This window comes from Arthrobacter sp. MMS24-T111 (genome assembly GCF_054888995.1).
The window spans coordinates 22,767-42,567 of sequence record NZ_JBTZRO010000002.1; the positions used below are offsets into that span (position 1 = coordinate 22,767).

The 19,801-nt window shown below is 65.9% G+C and carries 22 protein-coding genes; 11 read left to right on the forward strand and 11 right to left on the reverse strand.

Annotation, left to right across the window (positions count from 1 at the left end):
- Nucleotides 1-124: 124 nt before the first annotated feature.
- Genes ACX5I6_RS20035 through ACX5I6_RS20050 form a run of 4 tightly spaced genes read left to right on the forward strand, consistent with a single transcriptional unit; the run spans nucleotide 125 to nucleotide 2,641 of the window.
- Nucleotides 125-874 carry a hypothetical protein gene (locus tag ACX5I6_RS20035; protein WP_461841782.1) on the forward strand — a complete coding sequence of 250 codons (750 nt, stop codon included), beginning with the start codon at nucleotides 125-127 and terminating at the stop codon, nucleotides 872-874.
- 34 nt (nucleotides 875-908) lie between these two features.
- Complete coding sequence (locus ACX5I6_RS20040; RefSeq protein ID WP_461841783.1) at nucleotides 909-1,631, forward strand: class F sortase; 723 nt, start codon at nucleotides 909-911, stop codon at nucleotides 1,629-1,631.
- 60 nt (nucleotides 1,632-1,691) lie between these two features.
- Nucleotides 1,692-2,159 carry a cupredoxin domain-containing protein gene (locus ACX5I6_RS20045; RefSeq protein WP_461841784.1) on the forward strand — a complete coding sequence of 156 codons (468 nt, stop codon included), beginning with the start codon at nucleotides 1,692-1,694 and terminating at the stop codon, nucleotides 2,157-2,159.
- Nucleotides 2,156-2,641, forward strand: coding sequence for a hypothetical protein (locus ACX5I6_RS20050; protein ID WP_461841785.1), 486 nt, complete (start codon nucleotides 2,156-2,158; stop codon nucleotides 2,639-2,641). The genes ACX5I6_RS20045 and ACX5I6_RS20050 overlap by 4 nt, the downstream gene beginning before the upstream one ends.
- Before the next feature lie 326 nt (nucleotides 2,642-2,967).
- On the opposite strand, the gene ACX5I6_RS20055 is transcribed toward ACX5I6_RS20050, so the two are convergent.
- The 3 genes from ACX5I6_RS20055 to ACX5I6_RS20065 form a co-directional block, all read right to left on the reverse strand.
- Nucleotides 2,968-3,519, reverse strand: a complete 552-nt coding sequence (locus ACX5I6_RS20055) for a copper resistance CopC family protein (protein ID WP_461841786.1) — start codon at nucleotides 3,517-3,519, stop codon at nucleotides 2,968-2,970.
- Nucleotides 3,520-3,600: 81 nt separating this feature from the next.
- Nucleotides 3,601-4,332: a YcnI family copper-binding membrane protein gene (locus ACX5I6_RS20060; protein ID WP_461841787.1), complete on the reverse strand. Its 732-nt coding sequence runs from the start codon at nucleotides 4,330-4,332 to the stop codon at nucleotides 3,601-3,603.
- A 148-nt stretch (nucleotides 4,333-4,480) separates the two neighbouring features.
- Nucleotides 4,481-5,074, reverse strand: coding sequence for a hypothetical protein (locus ACX5I6_RS20065; protein WP_461841788.1), 594 nt, complete (start codon nucleotides 5,072-5,074; stop codon nucleotides 4,481-4,483).
- A 364-nt stretch (nucleotides 5,075-5,438) separates the two neighbouring features.
- On the opposite strand from ACX5I6_RS20065, the gene ACX5I6_RS20070 reads away from it, so the two are divergent.
- Genes ACX5I6_RS20070 through ACX5I6_RS20080 form a run of 3 tightly spaced genes read left to right on the forward strand, consistent with a single transcriptional unit; the run spans nucleotide 5,439 to nucleotide 7,434 of the window.
- Nucleotides 5,439-5,969: an MTAP family purine nucleoside phosphorylase gene (locus ACX5I6_RS20070; protein WP_461841789.1), complete on the forward strand. Its 531-nt coding sequence runs from the start codon at nucleotides 5,439-5,441 to the stop codon at nucleotides 5,967-5,969.
- Nucleotides 5,966-6,367 carry a phosphorylase family protein gene (locus tag ACX5I6_RS20075; RefSeq protein ID WP_461841790.1) on the forward strand — a complete coding sequence of 134 codons (402 nt, stop codon included), beginning with the start codon at nucleotides 5,966-5,968 and terminating at the stop codon, nucleotides 6,365-6,367. Before ACX5I6_RS20070 ends, ACX5I6_RS20075 begins: the two co-directional genes overlap by 4 nt.
- Nucleotides 6,364-7,434 carry an NAD-dependent epimerase/dehydratase family protein gene (locus ACX5I6_RS20080; protein WP_461841791.1) on the forward strand — a complete coding sequence of 357 codons (1,071 nt, stop codon included), beginning with the start codon at nucleotides 6,364-6,366 and terminating at the stop codon, nucleotides 7,432-7,434. The genes ACX5I6_RS20075 and ACX5I6_RS20080 overlap by 4 nt, the downstream gene beginning before the upstream one ends.
- Here ACX5I6_RS20080 and ACX5I6_RS20085 read toward each other — a convergent pair.
- The gene (locus tag ACX5I6_RS20085; protein ID WP_461841792.1) at nucleotides 7,431-8,573 is read right to left on the reverse strand and encodes a sensor histidine kinase; all 1,143 of its coding nucleotides are present in this window, start codon (nucleotides 8,571-8,573) and stop codon (nucleotides 7,431-7,433) included. The genes ACX5I6_RS20080 and ACX5I6_RS20085 overlap by 4 nt on opposite strands.
- Nucleotides 8,566-9,306, reverse strand: a complete 741-nt coding sequence (locus tag ACX5I6_RS20090; RefSeq protein ID WP_461841793.1) for a response regulator transcription factor — start codon at nucleotides 9,304-9,306, stop codon at nucleotides 8,566-8,568. The genes ACX5I6_RS20085 and ACX5I6_RS20090 overlap by 8 nt, the downstream gene beginning before the upstream one ends.
- Before the next feature lie 121 nt (nucleotides 9,307-9,427).
- Here ACX5I6_RS20090 and ACX5I6_RS20095 point away from each other — a divergent pair, with 121 nt between their 5' ends.
- The 3 genes from ACX5I6_RS20095 to ACX5I6_RS20105 all read left to right on the forward strand — a co-directional run bounded on the left by ACX5I6_RS20095 (nucleotide 9,428) and on the right by ACX5I6_RS20105 (nucleotide 11,675).
- Nucleotides 9,428-10,249, forward strand: coding sequence for a glycosyltransferase family 2 protein (locus ACX5I6_RS20095; protein WP_461841794.1), 822 nt, complete (start codon nucleotides 9,428-9,430; stop codon nucleotides 10,247-10,249).
- A complete protein-coding gene (locus ACX5I6_RS20100; RefSeq protein ID WP_461841795.1) occupies nucleotides 10,246-10,944 on the forward strand; it encodes a TIGR04282 family arsenosugar biosynthesis glycosyltransferase in 699 nt (232 codons plus the stop codon). Before ACX5I6_RS20095 ends, ACX5I6_RS20100 begins: the two co-directional genes overlap by 4 nt.
- A 230-nt stretch (nucleotides 10,945-11,174) precedes the next feature.
- On the forward strand, nucleotides 11,175-11,675 hold the full coding sequence (locus tag ACX5I6_RS20105) for a methyltransferase domain-containing protein (protein WP_461841796.1): 501 nt from the start codon (nucleotides 11,175-11,177) through the stop codon (nucleotides 11,673-11,675).
- On the opposite strand, the gene ACX5I6_RS20110 is transcribed toward ACX5I6_RS20105, so the two are convergent.
- Entirely contained in the window at nucleotides 11,636-12,142 is a 507-nt protein-coding gene (locus ACX5I6_RS20110) for a hypothetical protein (RefSeq protein ID WP_461841797.1), read from the reverse strand. The genes ACX5I6_RS20105 and ACX5I6_RS20110 overlap by 40 nt on opposite strands.
- Entirely contained in the window at nucleotides 12,142-13,323 is a 1,182-nt protein-coding gene (locus tag ACX5I6_RS20115; protein WP_461841798.1) for a molybdopterin-dependent oxidoreductase, read from the reverse strand. The genes ACX5I6_RS20110 and ACX5I6_RS20115 overlap by 1 nt, the downstream gene beginning before the upstream one ends.
- Nucleotides 13,324-13,529: 206 nt before the next feature.
- Between ACX5I6_RS20115 and ACX5I6_RS20120 the strand changes: the two genes are divergently transcribed.
- The gene (locus tag ACX5I6_RS20120; RefSeq protein WP_461841799.1) at nucleotides 13,530-14,897 is read left to right on the forward strand and encodes a glycosyltransferase 87 family protein; all 1,368 of its coding nucleotides are present in this window, start codon (nucleotides 13,530-13,532) and stop codon (nucleotides 14,895-14,897) included.
- A gap of 261 nt (nucleotides 14,898-15,158) precedes the next feature.
- Here ACX5I6_RS20120 and ACX5I6_RS20125 read toward each other — a convergent pair whose 3' ends face one another.
- From ACX5I6_RS20125 to ACX5I6_RS20140, 4 genes are all read right to left on the reverse strand, one after another.
- Nucleotides 15,159-15,818 carry a PAS and ANTAR domain-containing protein gene (locus ACX5I6_RS20125; protein WP_461841800.1) on the reverse strand — a complete coding sequence of 220 codons (660 nt, stop codon included), beginning with the start codon at nucleotides 15,816-15,818 and terminating at the stop codon, nucleotides 15,159-15,161.
- A gap of 842 nt (nucleotides 15,819-16,660) precedes the next feature.
- Nucleotides 16,661-17,635, reverse strand: a complete 975-nt coding sequence (locus ACX5I6_RS20130) for a discoidin domain-containing protein (protein ID WP_461841801.1) — start codon at nucleotides 17,633-17,635, stop codon at nucleotides 16,661-16,663.
- Between the two features lie 88 nt (nucleotides 17,636-17,723).
- Nucleotides 17,724-19,385, reverse strand: a complete 1,662-nt coding sequence (locus tag ACX5I6_RS20135; RefSeq protein ID WP_461841802.1) for a hypothetical protein — start codon at nucleotides 19,383-19,385, stop codon at nucleotides 17,724-17,726.
- 196 nt (nucleotides 19,386-19,581) lie between these two features.
- Complete coding sequence (locus ACX5I6_RS20140) at nucleotides 19,582-19,731, reverse strand: hypothetical protein (protein WP_461841803.1); 150 nt, start codon at nucleotides 19,729-19,731, stop codon at nucleotides 19,582-19,584.
- Between the last annotated feature and the right edge of the window lie 70 nt (nucleotides 19,732-19,801).

The following is a 19,801-nucleotide window of genomic DNA, read 5'->3' on the forward strand; positions in this document are numbered from 1 at the left end:
GAGGATCTTTAATAGATCATCTTGATTTGACCAATCCGTGAGATGGAACACAACGAACCATTGATGTCACAGTCATGGGCGTGCCCATCAGGGGAGCGTTCACTGTCAACGGAGGAAACACGTCATGAAGAAATCCGCTTTCCTGATTGCCCCGGTCCTGGCCCTCGGCGCCCTCGCGCTCTCCACCAGCCCGGCCCTCGCCGCAGACAACACGATGTACCAGGCAAACCTCGCAGCTATCAACGGCAGTAATGCCTCTGGAACCGTCATGATCACCGTCAACGGCGACCAGGCCACCGTGACCGAGAAGGTTTCCGGTCTCGCTGCGATGTTCAACGGCAGCCCCTACCCGCACGTCCAGCACATCCATATCGGTGCCAAGGGAACCTGCCCGGACATGTCAGCTGATACCAGCAAGGACGGCGTCATCAGTACCACCGAAGGCGCCCCCTTCTACGGCGGGATCGGCACCACCTTGTCCACCAGCGGTGACACCAGCCCTGCTGCCGGAACCGACCTGAAGGTCGCCGGGATGGGCGCCTCCTACACCTACAACCGGACCTTCACGCTGGACGCAAAGACGGCTGATTCACTCAAGGCCGGGACCGCCGTCGTCGTCGTCCATGGCCTGGACCCGGCAACGCTGCCCGCCGCCGCGCAAAAAGAACCCAGCGACCTGGTCCCGTCCCTGCCGCTGGCCGCTACCTCGCCGGCCCTCTGCGGGACGCTGAACGCAATGCCTGCCGGAGCCCCGGGCACCGGCATCACCGCCCCGGCCCCGGCCGGCCCGGACCTGGGCCTCCTCGCCGCCGGTGGCGGCCTCGTCCTGGCAGCCGGCGGAGCCTACGCCCTCCGCAAGAAGATCGCAGCCTAAGGCCTGAGAAGGCAGACGGAATTTCAGGGCTCTGATGGGATCTGAAACGAGCAGCCGCCGCGGACGCCTCGTCGCGTCCGCGGCGGCCGCCATCCTCCTGGCCGGCGGCATCACCACCATCGGCCTGGGCCTGCACGCCGAACCACCCACACCCGCGGCAACCAGTGTCTCCGTCTCCGCGCCGCCACCCGCTGCCGCCACCGACCCGGCCGGTCCTTCCCCGGACCCAGCCGCCGCGAACATTCCTTCCGCACCGGCCCCGCCAGTGCCCCGCGCCCCCGACGCCGCCCTGCCGGCCTCCGTCCCGGTCCGGGTCCAAGTCCCCTCCATCGGGGTCGATGCAGGCCTGATTCCACTGGGCAAGCAAGCGAACGGCGAAATCCAGACCCCGTCCGGTGAACCGGGTTCTCCCGGGGGCTGGTACCAGGACTCACCCACCCCCGGCCAAACGGGGTCCGCGATAATCCTTGGCCACGTGAACGCCACCAACAGCGATGTCGGGCTGTTCTACCGGCTTCACGAAGTCACCCCAGGCCAGGACATCACCATCACCCGCGCAGACCACACAGCTGCCGTGTTCACCGTGGACAAGGTCGATGTCTACCGCAAAGCCACGTTCCCCACGATCGAGGTCTACCAAAACGCGGACCGCCCCGAAGTCCGGCTCATCACCTGCGGCGGCTACAACCCCGCCACGAGGGAATACCTGGACAACACCGTCGTCTACGCACACCTCACCTCCAGCCACCCCGCCTAAACCCGGGACAGCCGCGGCCCCGTCCCGCAAGCCCCGTCAGCTCCCTGAAAGGGAAACACCATGAAGACGAAAAGCACCCGTCAACGTCTCGCCGTTGCCCTGATCGGTGCCGCGACCATCCTCGGGGCCAGCGCCTGCGGAACCACCGGAACGGGCACAGGATCAACCCCGCCGTCGACGGTGGCCACATCAGCGGGCGCATCCATGGACCCAGGCATGACCATGAACCCGTCCCCAACCCCATCATCGATGGGAACGACCAACGGGTCCACCGCAGCAGCGACCGAAGCGACGATCCACATCAAATCCTTCGCCTACGCGGGCACGGACAGTGTCCCGGCCGGGTCAAAGGTCACGGTGATGAACATGGACAACGTAGCCCACACGGTCACCGCTGACGACGGATCCTTCGACGCCGTCGTCAAAGCCGGGACCAGCACCACCTTCACCGCCCCGGCAAAGCCGGGCACCTACACCTACCACTGCACCTACCACTCCAACATGCACGGAACATTGAGCGTCAAATGAGCCAGCATCCCGGCACGGCCCACGGCGCCGGTAACACAGGGCCGGTGAAGGCAGGGAACCGGAGCGCCCGGATCACGGCTGCAAGGCTGATCCTTCGGGTCCTGGCCGCGGCCGCCCTCGCGGTGGACGCTGCCGTGCACGCACAACTCGCCCCGGGCTACCAATCAGCCGCCCCGGAAGGCTTCGGCGAGGGCAACCTCTTCCTCGCCGAAGCTGTAGTCGCTGCGGTGGCCGGGCTCTACGTCCTGATCCGCGGAAGCCGGCCAGCCTGGATCCTTGCCCTGCTCACCGCCGGCGGTGGCCTGGCCGTCCTGCTCCTCTACCGATACATCGACGTCCCCGCGTTCGGGCCTTTCCCCGCCATGTATGAACCGGTCTGGTTCTTCGAAAAAACCCTCACCGCCTTCGCCCAGGTCCTCGCGACCCTCCTCGCGGCCATTGCGTTGTTCCTCCCCAGGCGACACCGGAACCCCGAACCGTAAATCACAGTCGTTGGGAACCGCCGCCACGGCCGGCGGCCCGCGCGGCGCCCGCGAGGCTCCCCGCCGCCACCGCACTCGGGTCCGGACCGGCGGGGTTGATGACACCGCGCCCGGTTCCCCCACCGGTGATCGGTCCTCGAAGTGTGTCCCGGCTGCGGGGGCGCGGCCCATCATGTCTCTGGACCGTACAGAACACGGTCTCTGGTCGTACTTGCGGCATTAGAACGGCTCTCAAAACCGGACCGGGGCGGCCCCTGCGCCCATGTTGTTGCTCTGGACGTGAGCGGCTCCCGGGACCACCGTTCGGGGTGAGGCGTGACCCGCGGTCAGGAGTCGGGGCGGCTCAGCCGCCGCTTAACGGTGACAGCCAGCCCGGCGAACGCGATGATGAGCAAAAGCACCACGGCTCCGCCCACGATCCCCACCGTCGGCGGGGCTGTGCTTGTCCTTGGAGTGGTGCCGGCCGCGGCGGCAACGGGGGACGGTGCGGTGCCGGCGGTGAAGCTGAAGGTGCCTTCGATGGCGTGCCCGTCGGCGGACGCAACCCGCCAGGTCACCATGTATTTGCCTTCCGGCGCGCCGGTCTTGATGGCCTGTGTGACGTGATTGTCGACGATCACCACGGGTCCATCGGCCCGGTCAACGCCGGTGGCGTCCACAACCCGTATCAGGGACCCAATGGCCAGCGGGGTGTGATCGAACGTGAGCTGGATATGGGCGGGAACGGTTCCCATAGCGGACCCGTCGGCAGGATCGGTGCTTTCGAGCGTGTCATGGGCCTGCGCGGGGATGGAGGGAAGCATCAGCAACCCTGCCGTGGCCACAGCCAGCAGCACACCCCTCGCGGTCTTTTTAGTATTTCGAGCGGGCGATTTCATTACCGGTCCCCTTTTCGTGGGTATGTTTTCGGGTGCGGTGCGGGGAGGCTGCTAAGTTTCCCCGCACCGCAGGGTGGTTGGTTACATGTCAGCGCGGGTCCGGCGTCCGGTCAGAACGAGGCCCAGGGCTGCTGCGCCGAGAACACTTCCGGCGGCACCCAGGATGATGGCCCAGCCTGATGTCCCATCGCTGGACTCTTCCGAGGTCTGACTGGCGGCGATGGCATCTGTCGAAGCCGTGGTCGTGGGCGGGGTTATGGCCGCGTCTTCGGCGGTGGTCGTGAAGGATGGTGCCGGGTGTTTGGGTTCGGGCTGCTCTGATGTTGCCTTTTCGTCCCAGTTGACGATGGTTCCGTCGGTGTAGGTCTGGGTTGCCGGCAGGATGACGGTGGTCCCTGCCGCGGGCAGCCTGCCGACCGAGAGGGAGAACGCCTGGTATTCGTTCTGTCCCAACTGGTGCGCCGTGTCCGCGGTCCACACCACCGAGCTCGGCGCCTTGGTCACGGTGGTTCCCGCGATGCTGACCGGTACGGGAAGCTCACTGGTGATGACTTGGGCGCTCCATCCCTCCACGGGTTTGACCGAAACGGACGTGAAGGGTGTGTCGGTAGGGAGCTTGACCTCCAACTTTCCGGTCTTGGCCGTTGGGGATTCATTCGGGACATTAAAGCTCAGGTGCGAGTAGCCGTTGGCCCCGGTGTCATCCGGGCTGACCGTGACGTGGGCAGAGGCTGCGGTGGCGCCTAGGACAATGATCCCGGCGGCGGCTGTGGCGGCCGTCAGGGTCTTGAGGGTACGGGGGAGTGCAGTCATGGTGATGCCTTTCAGGCAAGCAAAAAAAGGGTTTCAGGGCACAGCCGCCGAGCGTGGCATTGCACTGAAGGGAAATAACATCGCTGTCAGGGCCCGGGCAACCTGTCGAGGGCCCCGGGTTCGGCTGGGTCTGTGCGAACAGGCCCCCTCAACGAACTAAGATGAGAGGTGGCGGCCCGCGCAACGCGGGTAAGCGCAGGGTCCGCCAACGCGGAGCAATGGCAATGCCGGGCCAGGCCGGCAGCGGCCCCAACGGATGGATGACGATTCCGGTCAGCAGCCGGATCAGGGGGCGTAACCAACTGGCCAGTGCCCACAGCGCGGCCTCGCCCCGGGCCAAAATCAGGGCCGTCATCAGGGTCGCGCCCGTGTGAAGAACCACCATCAGCGTTTCCGGGTCCGCGGTGTGCCCAGCCATCAGGGACGGTGGCGGGAGCACGGAGGGTATGGGCCCGTGGAAATGCTCCCCGGCGGCCGGGCTGAATCCAGACGCCGATATCGAGAATGCGTTGAAGGCCCCGTGCAGGAATATCTGGGCTGCCCCGAGTGCAACGACCATCGTCGGTGCATTGATCTTCGTCGCTGTCAGCAGCATCACCGGTGCCAGCATCACGGCGCAGATGCCGGCTGCTATTCCTGGCCCGGGCAGCGTCCCTCCGGCCAACACGTGGGCCCCGGCCGCCAAAACAGCCATCGAGGCCGTCACGGCAACGGCGCGCGGGAAACGGAACGGGGCACCCATGCCAGCTGTCCGCCTTCCCGTAGTCCTTCCGACTTTCTAAACGTTGATGCGGTGAACCGCGCCCCCGCTGCCTGCTTCAAACCACCTGAACTCATTCCACCTGCTGCTTCATCCTAGGGCTGGTAGTGCCCTTCATGTGTCCCAACGCAACAACGAGCACGAGTATCTGCGCACACGGATCTCGCCGACGATGCGGCTCCAGGCACACGCGCTGGTGTATTGCCCGCTGGTTCGTCCTGGGCAGCTGGCGGTTCGATGGTCACCGTTGGTGGGTACGTATCCGCGAGGCTGCCAGGGGATTGGCGTTCGGAACCTGTAAGGATTGCCTCGTTGCGGTTGTTGCCGGGGTTGGCATGATGGGGTCATGGCCTACCCTTCGGAACCTCTGGCCCGAGTCGGCATCATTGGCGGGACCGGGCTGTACCGGCTTCCTGATGCCGCCGCGATCGGCGCGTTGGATGTCGCGACACCGTTCGGCGCGCCCTCCAGCCCCGTCACCCTTACCCAGCTGGGCCCAATAGGCGGCCGCGCCGGAGCCGATGGCCCGACGGTCGCCTTCCTGAGCCGCCACGGACCCGACCACAGCATTGCCCCGCAACAGATCAACCATCGCGCCAACCTTTGGGCGCTCAAGAGCGTCGGGGCGGAGGCGGTTATCTCCTGCGCGGCCGTGGGCGGCCTGGTTCCCAGCCATGGGACCGGCACCTTTGCCGTACCTGACCAGTTTCTGGACAGGACCTGGGGCCGGGCAGACACCTTCTACGATGGGTCGCTGCCCACCGGGGTGCAGCACCTTCCGGCCGCCGCGCCCTACAGCGCACCGCTGCGCGCGGCGCTTCTCGCGGCCCTGGAGCTGCGGGGTGAGGACTTTTCCCTGCCGGTACCGTGGCCGTGATCAACGGCCCGCGTTTCTCCACGAGGGCGGAGTCGGCGGAATTGGTGCTGGCCGGCGCGCACCTGGTCAGCATGACGCAGTACCCCGAGCCCGTGCTGGCCGCGGAGCTGAACATGCATTTCGCGTCGCTGGCATTCATCACAGACGCCGACACGGGCCACGACGGTTCCGCACCAGTGACCGCTGCCGTGGTGCTTGAGCGCCTGGCGGTCGCCCAGCCGCGGCTGTTGGCGGTATTGGCCGCGGCGGTCCCGGCGGTGCTGGCGGGATTTGCCGGGGCGGGCACTTTGGGGGAGGACGAATTCCCGCCGGTGACCCTTATCCCGGCCGAAGCCGTGGCGGTCGTGATGGGTGCCTCCTGCCCGGTTAGCCCTAGTACCGCACCGGGCGTGCTGTGAGGATCCTGGTTACTGGCGGAGCCGGTTTCATCGGGGGCCACGTCGTTGACGCTGCCCTCGATCGTGGTTGGGACGTAAGGGTCCTGGATTCGCTGAATCCGGCCGTGCATCCGGACCCGGCGCCAGTGAATCCGGAGGCGCTGCTGCTGGTGGGGGATGTCGGTGATGAATCGGTTGTCGCCGGGGCGCTGAAGGGGATCGACGTCGTGGTTCACCAGAGCGCGAAGGTGGGCCTGGGCGCGGGTTTCTCGGATGCGCCGGACTATGTCCGCAATAACGACCTGGCCACCGCCGTGCTCCTGGCAGCCATGGCCTCAGCCGGCGTGGACAAGCTGGTGCTTGCCTCTTCCATGGTGGTATACGGGGAGGGCGCCTACACCGATCCCACCGGCCGCGTGGTGCGGCCGGGCCCGCGCAGGCTACAGGACCTGGAAGAAGGAATTTTTGATCCGCGGGACCCGGCCACCGGGGAGCTCCTGCTGCCTGCGCTGGTCACCGAGGACGCCGTGTTGGATCCGCGGAACGTCTATGCTGCCTCCAAACTGGCCCAGGAAAATCTGGCGTCAGCATGGGCGCGTTCTACCGGGGGGACTGCCGTCGCGCTGCGCTACCACAATGTCTACGGTCCCCGTATGCCCAGGGATACCCCCTATGCAGGGGTGGCCGCCGTGTTCCGCTCGGCACTTGCCCGTGGGGAGCCGCCGCGGGTGTTGGAAGATGGCCGCCAGCGCCGCAGCTTCGTCCATGTCACCGATGTGGCAGCGGCAAACCTGTGCGCCGTGGACGCGTTGACAGAGGACCGCCGGGCCCTGCCGCCGGGGACGTTGCGGGCATACAACGTAGGGGCTCCGGAAGTCCACACGATCGGTCAAGTGGCAGCTGCGCTGAGCGCTGCTGGCCGCGGCCCGGTCCCTGTCATTTCGGGGAGCTTCCGGCTGGGGGATGTCAGGCACATCACCGCGAGTTCGGCGCGAGCGGCGGCCGAGTTGGGCTGGGCGGCGCGGCGTGGGTTTGAGGATGGGATGCGTGAGTTCGCGACGGCTCCGATGCGCGGTGACCGCGTCTAAATACCCGCCGCTCCGGGGTTCTCCTGCCCGGCCGGCAGACGCAGGAGAAACCTGCAGCCACCTTCGGTGTTGGCTACTTCCAGGGTGCCTCGGTGGGCCTGCATGATGCCGTGGACCACGCTTAGGCCAACGCCCGCACCGCTGTAGCGTGATTTGGTGCGTCCGGCGTCCTTCTGCCAGCCGGGGGTGAGCATCCTTGGCAGGTCCTCCGCCGGAATCCCGCCGCAGCCATCGCGGACCTCGATTGAGACTTCGCCGCCGGTGGAGGTCACGGCAATGGACACGGTGCTGCCCGGGACGCTGTACAGGATGCCGTTGAGGACGACATTCCGGATGGCCCGGGACAGCGAGGCCCCATCGGCCGTCGCCATGGTGGGGGTGACGGCGTCCCCGTTGATGGCAATCGCCCGGCTCGCTGCGACCGGTGCGAGGTCGGCTATGGCGTCGCTGACGACGTCGTACAGGTCAAGCTGCTGGTGCTCCAACACCAGAGTGCCGGCCTGGATTTTGGAGAGCTCAAGCAGGTCGTTGACCAGGTCGGCCATCCGGTCGGTCTGGCCGATGATCCGCTGGAGGTATCCGGAGACATCGTCGACAACCCCATCTTCGAGCGCCTCGGCCATGGCGCGCAGGCTGGCCAACGGGGTGCGCAGGTCGTGCGAAACCCACGCCACCAATTCCCGGCGCGCAGCTTCCACTGTCTGTTCCCGTCGCCTCGATTCCTCCAGCTTGCGGCTGGTGGCGGCCAGTTCGGCCGCCAGCGCGGACAGCTCCGAGGTAATTTTCCGTTGCGCCGAGACGGGTTCCCCGCGGCCGATTCGGGCGGCGTCCCCGGCCAGGCTGTTGGTGAGCCGGGCCAGCCCAGCCCCCAAGAGCACGGCTACGACGGCTGCAACGACCGAGGCGACCGCCAGAATGACCCACATCACCTGCAGATCCGATTCGGTGATGAACATGGCGTTGAATGCGCTGACCATCCCCGCGACCAGGATTGCCACCGTGGCCAGGACCACGAGCAGGATTTGCACCACAATCGAGGTCCTGCGCAGCAGACGCTGCAGCACAACGGTCAGAACACCGATACCCAAGGCCCACGAGAGCACGACGGCGACAATGGTGAACAGATCGGCGCTAGTCATGGTCCGCCTGGTCGGTGTCCTGGTCAAACCGGTACCCGACGCCCCATACCGTTTTCAGCAACACCGGACGGGCCGGGTTGGCCTCGATTTTTTCCCGTAACCGGCGGACGTGAACCGTAACGGTGGACAGATCACCAAAATCCCAGCCCCAGACGGCCTTGATGAGCACGTCACGGCTGAAGACCTGGTTCGGGCGGCGCAGAAAGAACGCAAGAAGATCGAACTCCCGCGCTGTAAGCGTGAGGTTCCTTCCCCGGTACGTGACGACATGCGAGGCCGGATTGAGGATAAAGCCGGCCAGCTCCACAGGTGGTTCAGGGGTGAATTCCTTGATACTTCGGCGAAGGACCGACTTCACCCGCAGCACCAGTTCCCGGGGCGAAAAAGGCTTGGTGACGTAGTCATCGGCGCCCATTTCCAGGCCCAGGATGCGGTCGTCCTCGGTACCAAGTGCGGTGAGGATAATGATAGGCATGGACTGTGTCAGCCGAATCCGCCGGCAAACCTCCACCCCGTCCAGACCAGGCAACATGCGGTCCAAAATGACCAAGTCCGGGTTATGCATCCGGGCCAGGTGCAGGGCACTGAATCCATCCGCCGCCATATCCACCTGGAAACCGGCCAGGACCAGATAGTCATGCACTATCGTCGCGATGGTGGCCTCGTCCTCCACCAGCAGGATGCGCCGGTTACCGACATCCCTCGGGTCTGCCCCTGGCTGAACAGTGTTCACAGCCCCAGCATAGGTTCGACTTCACTCCCATGGGTCTGCTCCCGGTTCCGGAGCCCAAACGTCCCCGTTCCGTAAGGATTTGCACCTGCCCTGCCGCGGCGCCGGACCTTACGGTCAAGGAGTGAAGAACACGCAGAGCCGTCGGCGCGGCGGAACCGGTGCCAGCCGACCGGACCAGCCGGCCGGTCCCGGGCCCGTCGCTGTGGTGGACGTTGTGCTGCCCTGCCTCAATGAGCGTTCGGCCCTCCCCCTGGTTTTGGCGGCACTGCCCCCTCAGTACCGGGCAATCGTGGTCGACAACGGGTCCACCGATGGCTCCGGGCGGCTGGCCGCCAGCCTCGGTGCCACCGTCATCCGGGAACCCAGGCGCGGGTTCGGGGCCGCGGCCCATGCGGGTCTATTGGCCGCCACTGCCGAATTTGTGGCCTTCTGCGATTGCGACGCTTCCCTGGACCCAGCCCAACTGGGCCCCATGCTGACCCTTGTGCGCAGCGGGCGCGCCGACCTGGTCCTGGGCGCACGGCAAGCGCTCCCGGGCGCATGGCCGATCCATGCCCGGCTGGCCAACGTCGCACTGAGCCGACGCCTGCGCCGGCTGACGGGGGTCCCCATCACAGACCTTGGCCCGCTTCGCCTGGCCCGGCGCAGCGCGCTTCTGGAGCTGGACCTCACCGACCGCCGCAGTGGTTACCCCCTGGAAATGTTCCTCAAAGCACACCACGACGGCTGGCGCGTAACCGAGATCCCTGTCAGCTATGTCCCGCGCCTGGGCAAGTCAAAGGTCACCGGAACCCTCCGGGGAACCATAAAGGCCCTGAGGGACATGCAGGCACAACTGAACGCCGCATCCCGCCGGGCTCCAGCGTCGCGATCCGCCGACCCGTCCGGGGACGTGCCGCCAGCGGAGGGGCCGTCGGCGGGCCCCCGCGGAGCCCGGCGATGAACCTTAGCATCGCCGTCATCGCCAAGGAATGCGTTCCGGGCCAGGTCAAGACGCGCCTGACTCCTCCGCTGACTCCGGGGCAGGCCGCAGCCCTGGCCCAGGTAAGCCTCAGTCAGTCGCTGCAGTGCGTACGGTCCCTGCCCGCGACCAGGCGCGTGCTCGTGTTCGACGGGACACCGCACCCCCGGGACGCCGCGGGTTTTGACCTCGTGGCCCAGAGCCCCGGGCGGCTGGACCAACGGCTGGCGGCCATCTGTTCGGAGGTTACCGGACCGTTGCTGATTCTGGGCATGGACACCCCTCACCTGTCGCGTGCGCCGCTCGCTGCGCTGTTGGCGGACTGGTCGCTCCCAGTACCCTCCCATGACAGCTGGATCGGGCCCGCGTCCGACGGCGGGTTTTGGGCGCTGGCCCTGCAGCAGCCTGACCCCGACCTGATCGAGGGCGTGAAAATGTCCACCCCGGAAACCGGGGCCCAGCAGGCGGCCCGGATCACCGCCGCCGGCCTGGTACTGGGGCTGCTGCCGACCCTGCGGGATGTCGATCACTTTGCCGATGCGCTGGCCGCCGCCCGGGAATGCCCGGGCACTCCGTTTGCCCGGGCCGTTGAGCGTCTGACCCGGAGGCTGCCCGGGTCACAGGCGCGGGTTTCCGGGCCGGTGAACACACCCACGAGAGCGCCGGCCATCTCATGAGCACCCCGACAGCGGCCGGGAGCACCCGGGGATGGGCGGTCATACCATCAGGCGGCCGCATCCCGCCGGGTTTCTTCGGCCAGGGCGGACACGAGCCCTACGCCGGCAGCCTGGTCAAGGGGACGGGGAACTTGACCCTCCGTCCGGACCGGTCCGTCACGGAACGGGTTGGGACTGTCCGTTTCAGCGTCACCGCCTGGTCTGTCCGCGCTACGGCCGGGGAACGCGAGTTGTTGCGAGCACTGCGCGGGCCGGTTCTTGATATCGGTTGCGGCCCCGGCCGGATGCTGGTCGCTGCCCGCGAGCTGGGCTTGATGGCGATGGGCATTGATATCAGCGCTCCTGCCGTGCGGCAGGCCATCAACCGGGGCGTCGCGGCCGTCCATGGCTCGATATTTCAGCCGGTCCCGCACGAGGGCGCCTGGGCTTCGGCGCTGCTGCTGGATGGCAACATCGGCATCGGCGGAAACATCCAGGTCCTGCTCGAGCGCATTGCCTCGTTACTGGCGCCAGGCGGGCAGGCACTGGCAGAAGCTGAAACGAATGAGTCACTCGATGTGGCCTACCTGGCGGTGCTGGAGGACAGCGCCGGGCGGGTCAGCGCCGCTTTTCCCTGGGCGCGGGCCGGCGCTGCAGCGTTGGCAGACTATGCAGCCCGGGCGGGGCTGAGAGTCGTCGCGACCCGGGCTGTTCAGGGACGGGTCTTTTTGACGCTCGAGCGCCGGGAATAGAGTCTTAACACCGCCAGGGCCCCCGCGGTGGCCACAGCAAGAGCCAACCAAACGGCGCCTAAGGCCTGCCCATAGTCGCCCTGCAGGACCGTGTCATTGACGCCGCTTCCCGGACCGGTTGGCTGCAGCACCTGTTGGGCGCGGATCAGCGGGGCCGCGACGAGGGTCACCACGGCCCCCACGAGCAGGGCCCCCCGGACTATCCCGCGTTCGGCGGGCCGCAGCCCGTACGTCAGCCGCGACAATCCACCGCCGGCCAGCGTTGTCAACGGAACCAGCACACCGTCGTGCACCACCAATGCCGCGGCCAGCCAGGACGCGACGCCGATCAGCTGGGCTGGTGGAACATTGGTCAGTAATCCGACCAGGGCGTACCCCATCGCCGCCAGGCCCGCGGCGCCGAGCACGGCCCGGACCCACCATTGCCTTCCGCGGCCAGCCGTTCGCTTCGGACGAATGAGCCGCATCAGATCACCTCAACCTTGTGCACCCATTTGGTCTGCAGAACCCCTGGCCGGCCGGGGGCGATGATGCGTGCCGGATACCCGTGGTCGAGGTCCAGCGGCATGCCGTTGAGTTCGACCGCGAGCAATGTCTGCTCATCCTGGCTGTATGCGGCCGGCATGAAGGAGCGCCCGTAGACCCCGCCCCGCTCCAAACTGGAAATCTGGAGCTCTGAATCCGCTGGCGCGCCCACCGTGGCGAGCAGGTCCCGTATCCGGACCCCGCGCCATTGGGCGTCCTGACTCCATCCCTCCACGCAGGCTATCGGCAGTCCGTAGCTGTACTGCGGCAAGGCGCTTAGTTGGGCCAGAGTGAACGTCCTTTGCGCCGATCCCGACGCGACCGTCAGCGCCCAGTCGGTGGCCAGGGCGGCGTCCTGGACACCGGCCTCGGCCGCAGTCCTGTTGACCGGCAGCCCGTGCGGACCGGCATCCATCCTGCGCGGAGCGAAAAGGTTCAGACCCGCCAACCACGAGAACGACTGGCCCGCCGTCGTCAAAACGACAACGCCGGTAGCTGCGGTGATCGCCAGCAGGAACCCCCTGCGGTTCCAGCCCGGCCGTGGGCCGGTCGTGACCGCGGCAGGAAGCGCTTCCTGAAGCAGTGCCGCTTCGACCGCATTAGCGGAACGCCGGCTCCAGTGCGCCCGAATCAGCGGCAGCTTCACCGCAATGTGCAGCGCCAGTGACCCGATGACCACCCAGCCCAGCCAATAATGGACATCCCTGAAGGAGAACGGCCATGGGTACCACTGGAACGTGTTGAGTAGACCGATGGTGACTTCGACCAGGGAGGATGCTACGAACAAGGCAATCGAGGCCCGCTCAAGGCCGTGAATCACGGACTTCAGCGGCGGCCACCGCAACAGTTCCGGGAACACGGACCACAACTTCGCCGCCAGCAGCGGGATGGAGGCGATTCCGGCCGTGACGTGGACGCCCTGGGTGGCCGCATACAGCCACACAGGACGGCCCGGGAAAGCCATCCAACCCGGGGGATCCTGCAGGAGGTGGCTGTACAGCCCGGTCAGAAAGCACACGGTGAATGCCGCGCCGAGCCAGCGGCCCAGCACCACGGTTAGCCGTTTGCTGCGCAACGGGGAGGAGAAGCGTTCGTTCACCGCGTCCATGCGCACGTGCAGCATGGTGGTCAATCTATCCATACCCACATCAGACCAGCGGGATCCCCGTACAGTCCCGGGCCAGAGCTTACGAAACCAGAACGCTCCGGTGATTTCATCGATCGCAGGCCTTTTCATGGTGCACGATCAGGGAGTGAACGAACCGACAAGCCGCCCAGGACATGGCACTGGGACGCCCTAGACAGGCGGAGGACCCTCCGGCGGCAAACGTGCGGCCGCATCCGGTCGCGGTCCTGGCATCGCTGGGGCTGGTGGTGTTCCTTGCCGGTGCTCTCAGGTGGATGGTGATGAGCGACCCCGAAGCGGAGTGGGTGTCACCGGTTGGGACGGTCGCGGCCTGGGCACTCTTTGTGCCGGCGGCCCTGGCGGCGCGGCGGATCCCGGCCCGGCATGGAGCCACCGTCGTGCTGCTGGGGTCGGTGATGCTGGGTGTCGCGGCGATGTCTGCCCCGCCCGCCACAAGCAATGACTCCGCCCGCTACGCCTGGGACGGCATCGTCCAGAAGGCGGGGATTTCCCCCTACCGCTATGTACCCGCCGATGAGGCGCTCCGGACGTTGCGGCCACAATGGCTGTTTCAGGACCCCGACCCGGACGGAACGTGCCACACGAACCCCTTTCCCACCGGCACGGAAACCACCACGAACCTGCCCGGTGGCACCACGCTGTGCACAGCCATCAACCGTCCTGCGGTTCCCACCGTCTACCCGGCGGCGGGGGAACTGTACTTCCTCACCGTCCGACTCGCCGCGGACGCCGAGGTGCCGTTCATCGCCTTCCAGCTTGCCGGTCTGCTGCTGAGCCTGGCGGTGACCGCACTGCTGCTGATTTTCCTGCACCGTACCGGCCGGCACGCGCACCAGGCCGTGTGGTGGGGGTGGTCACCGCTGGTGGCCATCGATGGCATCAACGGCGCCCACGTTGACACGCTCGGTGCCGCCCTCACCCTCGCCGCCGCCCTGCTGCTGGTCAGCGGTCATTCGCGCTGGTCCGGTGTGGCGTTCGGAGCGGCGGTAGCCACGAAACTGATTCCGGCCATCAGCGCCCCCGCCCTGCTCTACCGACGCCCGATCGGCTTTGTCGCTACGGCGGCGGCGACCTTCGTGGTGACATATATTCCGTACGTCATCGCCAGCGGCTGGACAGTGCTGGGCTACCTGCCCGAATATCTCCGGTCCGAGGGGTACGACGGGCAGAACAGCCCGCGCTTTACACTGTTAAGCTTCCTGCTCCCGGCCAGCTGGGCTGCGCCGACAGCGCTGCTCCTGCTGCTCGGTCTAGCCGTCTACGACTGGCGGACCACGGACACCGCCCGGCCTTGGGACGGGCAAGTGTTCATGGTCGGGGCGACACTGCTCCTCGTCTCGCCCGGCTACCCGTGGTACGCCCTGCTCCTGCTGCCGTTCGTTGTGCTGAGCCGGCGCTACGAGTTCGCCGTTATCGCCCCCGTCCTGGCCCTGATGTACTTCACCGGCGCCGAACCCTACGGCCAGCAGGCAGCCCAAATAGGCCTGAGTACGGCCGCCCTGCTGATAGCCGCCGCCACCATCGTCCGGAAACGGCGCTCGACGCCCTAAAACCTGCAGTCCCGACCCCTGCGTGCCGCTTACCTAATTGCCGCGTGAACACCACGTCCTTCAGGCCCCTGGGCGCCCTGTAACCACCGGACGCCATCGCGGCCGGTACACCGCGTCGACAACGCCCCGGGAATTCTGACGCTGCCGCGATCAAATACCTGCAGGCGTGCCGCAGCCGGGCCTGAATGGAAGGTGCGTCCCTGAATGTCTCGCCGGTACGGAAAAGGGGGGCCACAGACCCGCCCGAACCTCACTCGTAGGTCACTGGCTGGGTGCGCGGCCGTGCTGCCATGGTGCCTGCGGGGCCGCCCAGTTGTCCAGGACGCAGTGGAGGCGTCCCCGGTCCGCGGCGGCGACAAGATGGCCGGCGAGGGCGGAGACTTTGATGTTGGTGTGTTGGCTCTGTCCGGTGAGCCGGTCAAAGGCCTCGGCCGCGCCGATGTTGAAATAGCCCATGAGGATGCCCTTGGCTTGTTCGATAACACTGCGGGTGGCGTAGGCGTTGACGAGGGCGGCGGTTGCGGCGTGGCCGGTCTCGATGGCCAGCGCCCTGGTCAGATCGATAGTGAGGCCGTGGATGCCGGCCACGTTCCCGGTCCCGTCCCGGTCGGCTTCGGCGACGGTCAGGACGCGGCGTTCACGGCCCCTGCCATCGATGATGCGGTGGAAATTGGAGCCCTGTCCGCCAGCCCGGGCGAGGGTTTGGATGAGTTGGCAAGCCGCGTCCCGGTCATCGGGGTGCTTGTGGGCGAGTACGAGCTCAACGGTGGGAACGACCTGCCCCCTGGTGTAGCCGTGGATGCGGTACAGCCCGTCGGACCACTCGCACCGGCCGGTCACCAGCGACAGCCTGAACGTCCCCGTCGGGCACACCTCACCTTCAGGAAGCGGAAAGCCGTACGAGACACGATCCTCTGACATTCGTACTCCTATGAGCAGGGCCGCCCACGCGGCCTCCCCACGATACCAACACCCCCTTCCACCTGCTAATACTTCCCAGAAGCTGTCCCCGCTGGTCACTGCTGTCCACCTGCGTTTCTAATGCCTCTAAACGGCCGCCCAGACCAAAGAAAAGGGATAGTTGTCTGGCCGTGCGTTGATCTCTGGCCGCTCGCCCCTCCGAAGACGCGGAATTACAGGCCCGCCGTCTCGCCCCGGCAGTCATGGGGCTGATCCAGGGCTGCGCCATCCAGTCCGCCCTGGCCGGAGAGGATGCTGAAACGGCATACCTCGACTCCGCCCGAAGCCTCTTGGCCGCTCTCTAGCAAAACGCCTGGCGGTCGCCGCGATGGGGTGCCGTGGGTTTCGGGATACGGCCCCCAGTTGTTGTCTGTCCAGTTCCTCAGGGCGGGTGTTAGCCTCGCCGTTCGGTTGCCCGGCCGGTCGTTTCGGTTTGCGGTCTCGTTGGTCCCATCCGGCTTCATGAGCCGCAGCCAGCAGTCGCCCTCGGTGACCATTGGCCCTGCGGCTTCCATCCAGCGAGTTGTGCGGGCGCTGCAGGAAATCCGTTGCGCTGCGCCGGAGAGCTGGTGGCGGGCGATTCCATGGCTTTGTTTGCGCCGCCGTCCATATGCGAATCGTCAGATTAGGGCCTAGGACTCTGCGGGCGACCTGTCTGAGAGAGCTGGATTGAACCCTATCCAGACGCACATTTCGTTCCTGCCTGACGTCCGGTTGGGGTGTACATCTCATTGACGCGGAGGGCGCCCCCCCGTTGGGGACGCCCTCCGCATTTGTATACCAGGACGCTCTTTCGTCCCGAGTTACTGATGGCGTTTGCCGTGGATGCGGAGTTCACTGAACGAGGAGATACCCGGGTAGGCAGGATCTGTCGGCACGCCAGGACTGTCCACCTGCACTTTGAGGTACCGGAACAGCTGCCCGCGAGCCTCTGCGCGGACCGGAATAGTTTCCATGGCGAAGTTGGACTCGGTGGTGTTCGTCGTGGGTCGTTCGGTCAGGAGCGTCCACGTGCTTGCATCCTGGGATCCGTATACATTCGCGCCCTCGGAGCGGTTGGCGAAGTTGTACCTTGCCTGCAGTCCGATCGCTTCAGCCGAGACCCGGAAGCCGGGACCGAAGTCGAGGGTGAAGGGAGCTCGAAGGTCACCTGTGAAGGTGTTGAAGTCGCCATCCACCAGGTTGAGCGGCTGCACGGTAGCGGGATTCGTTGCGACGAGCCCGCGGTAGTCGATGGATCCGTCCGCCAACCGCGGGGTAAGCAGCTGGAGCGCTTGGACGGCATTCTGGAGCCGGACAAGCTGCTCCAGGTACTGGCTGTCTCCTGCGGCGCCTATTGATGCGTGCACCTCGTCTTTTATCGCGGTGAAGGCGGCAAGCGAAGCTGTCACATACTCTGACTCAGGTTCATAACCCGTCAGCGCTGCGTCGAAGGCAGACTGGCGGTCTGCCGCAACCAGGACGGTTGCCGGGCGGCCGGCGAGGGTTGTTCCGTCGTCTGCGGTGACCTGCAGGGTGCGGCTTCCGACATCACCGACACTGGGCTTCCAGGCCAGTACACCGGTTTCACGGTGCAGGCGCGCTCCCGCGGGTAGGCCTGATGCTGTGTAGCGCAGGACCTCTCCCGCCGCGTCTGTAGCGGCGAGGGAGCGGTTGAGTTCCGCTCCAGCCAGTCCGATGAGCGGTGTCTTTGTGCCGGCGGGGAACTGCGGGATCGTGAGCTGGGTTTTTGCCTCCAGTGAGACGTGGTCGAAGTCGACGTTTACGCTTGAACCCAAGACTGTCAGGTAGGCGAGGTTCTCGCCGCCAAGGTCGATCCCGGACAGTTTCTCGGCATCAACGTCAAAGGTAACGTACCGCCACTGGTTACGGGTGTTGGGAAGTGGCAGCTTCGATCCGTGCGTCCGGGTTCCTGCCGATCGCGAGTAGGGCCTCTCCGTTGGTGCGCAGCAGGATCCCCACGGGGCTGTAGCCGGTACGGCTCAGGTACATAAGCGTCCGGACGGCGATGGTACTGCCGGACTCAGACCCGTTCACACGGACGAAGGTGCGACCATCCTGGGTAACAACCTTTGAACGCGCATCCATCGCCGCACTGCGTGTCTCGACCTGGATTTTCGCGTCAGCAGCGACCCGCGGAACTACCCCTGCAACTTGTTCGGGAAGCGAGAGCCAGGATTCCGGGCTGTAATCCGGGTTGCTGTCCCAGAAATTGCGCAGCCCGGTGCCCCAATAGAATTTGGGGCCGTCGGAGTTGGCGTGCAGTTCGGCGAGGAAGGGTGCTTTCTTGTCGACGTCCACGCCTAGCTTGTAGCGGTAGACGTAGTAAAGCTCATCCATCGCGTAGAGGGTGCGTCCACGGTAAGCCGGGGACAGCGCGCCGGGTCCGCCCGTCGTGTCGATCCAGGGGATGTCGTAGCCAAGCATGTAGCCGGAGAAGGCGTTGGCTGCTTTGAGCAGCCTCTGATCCAGGAAATCGTAGGGCGACACGGCATTCGCGGCAGTGGAGATCGTGCCGGCGACGGGGTCGACCTTCGTGCCCTGGATGGTCAAAAAACGGCCGAGCGCCCCTGTGGTGTTGATGCCGTCCCAGGCGTGGGCCTGGTCGCGTCCCATCTCCTGATGCTGGACGAAGGGGTAGCCGTACCTGTTCAACGGATCGTTGGCCGCGATTAGCGGGAACATGGCGGCGATGGAACCGTTCTGCTCCGGCCGGGACGTGGAGGCGTTGACTGTGTACCACTCGACCGCTTCCACGTAGCGTTCGCGGTTCTCCGTGAAGATGTACCCGGCGATTGCTCCGATGAGCGGGAACGAATGCTGGTTCATGTATCGGTAGTTGGTGTGCAGGAAGGTTTCGGTCATCGGCACGATGAGGTTCGCGGCCAGGTTGGCCGTGTCCTGCTCACTCCAGGCGAGGTCGTAGGCGATGTAGCCGGCCGGGACGCTGCTGGAACGGAACAGCTCGGCCGCCGCCACCAGCCGGTACAGCGGCACACCTGAGTGGATGTGCGCGTCCGGATAGTAGGCATACTTGGACGGATCCATGTTGCTCCAGATCCTGATCAGCCGCATGCCGTTCTCCCGGTACACGGGATCCCCGGTGATATAGAACAGCAGCGCTTGCGTGTAGGCGCCGAAGGCATCCTTGATGAGCTTGCTTTGGACGCTTTGCGAGTTGAAGGCCGTGCTGCCGGGCATGTCCTGAACGTTGCTGCCGTTTGCGCTACGCAGGTTCCGTGCGGCGAAAGGCGTTTCGATCATGGCATCATAATGGCTCTTCCACGGCTCAATCCCCGCCTTGACCATGTTCCTGGCATTCTGCAGGTTGGCGGCGCTGACGCCGATGCCCGGGTGCACGAAACCGTTCTTACCAACGCTTTCAGTGAGCGTCACCTCACCGGTGTCTGCCGCCGCGGTTCCCGCTGGCCCTGTGACACCAGCAGATACCAGGATGGTCAGGGCAGCAGTAATTCCGACCCCTGTGAACTGACGCCTCGTGGGAAAGCAGGCACCGTTGTCATTCATGATGAACCCCTTCGTTCGGGCGATGGTGGGAGGAGTGGTGTCAGGCGTCGGGCCACTGTCACATCAGCTATCGTGAAAGTGACTCCGCTCACTGATATCGATATCAGGTCAGTCGCGATCAGTGTAGATGAGGATAAGGGTGCTTGCAAGATACGAGGGCCGCCGGCGTGGCCTCCGGGCCCGGGATTTCTGCTGGTCAGGATGGCCGGCGGGTGAAGTCGGTGAGATCGGCCGTGAATGTGCGGTCGCGGAGATCCTGCGTGGCGACCCCTACAAGGGTCGGCGTGAACCGCAGCGTGGTAATCAACAGCATCTTCGCCAATAGGGACAGCGACTTGTTGCTCATGAAGAGTTACCCAACGTTCGAGAACACCACGTTCACCCATCCTCCCCAGTACTTCGCCGATCCCGCTAAA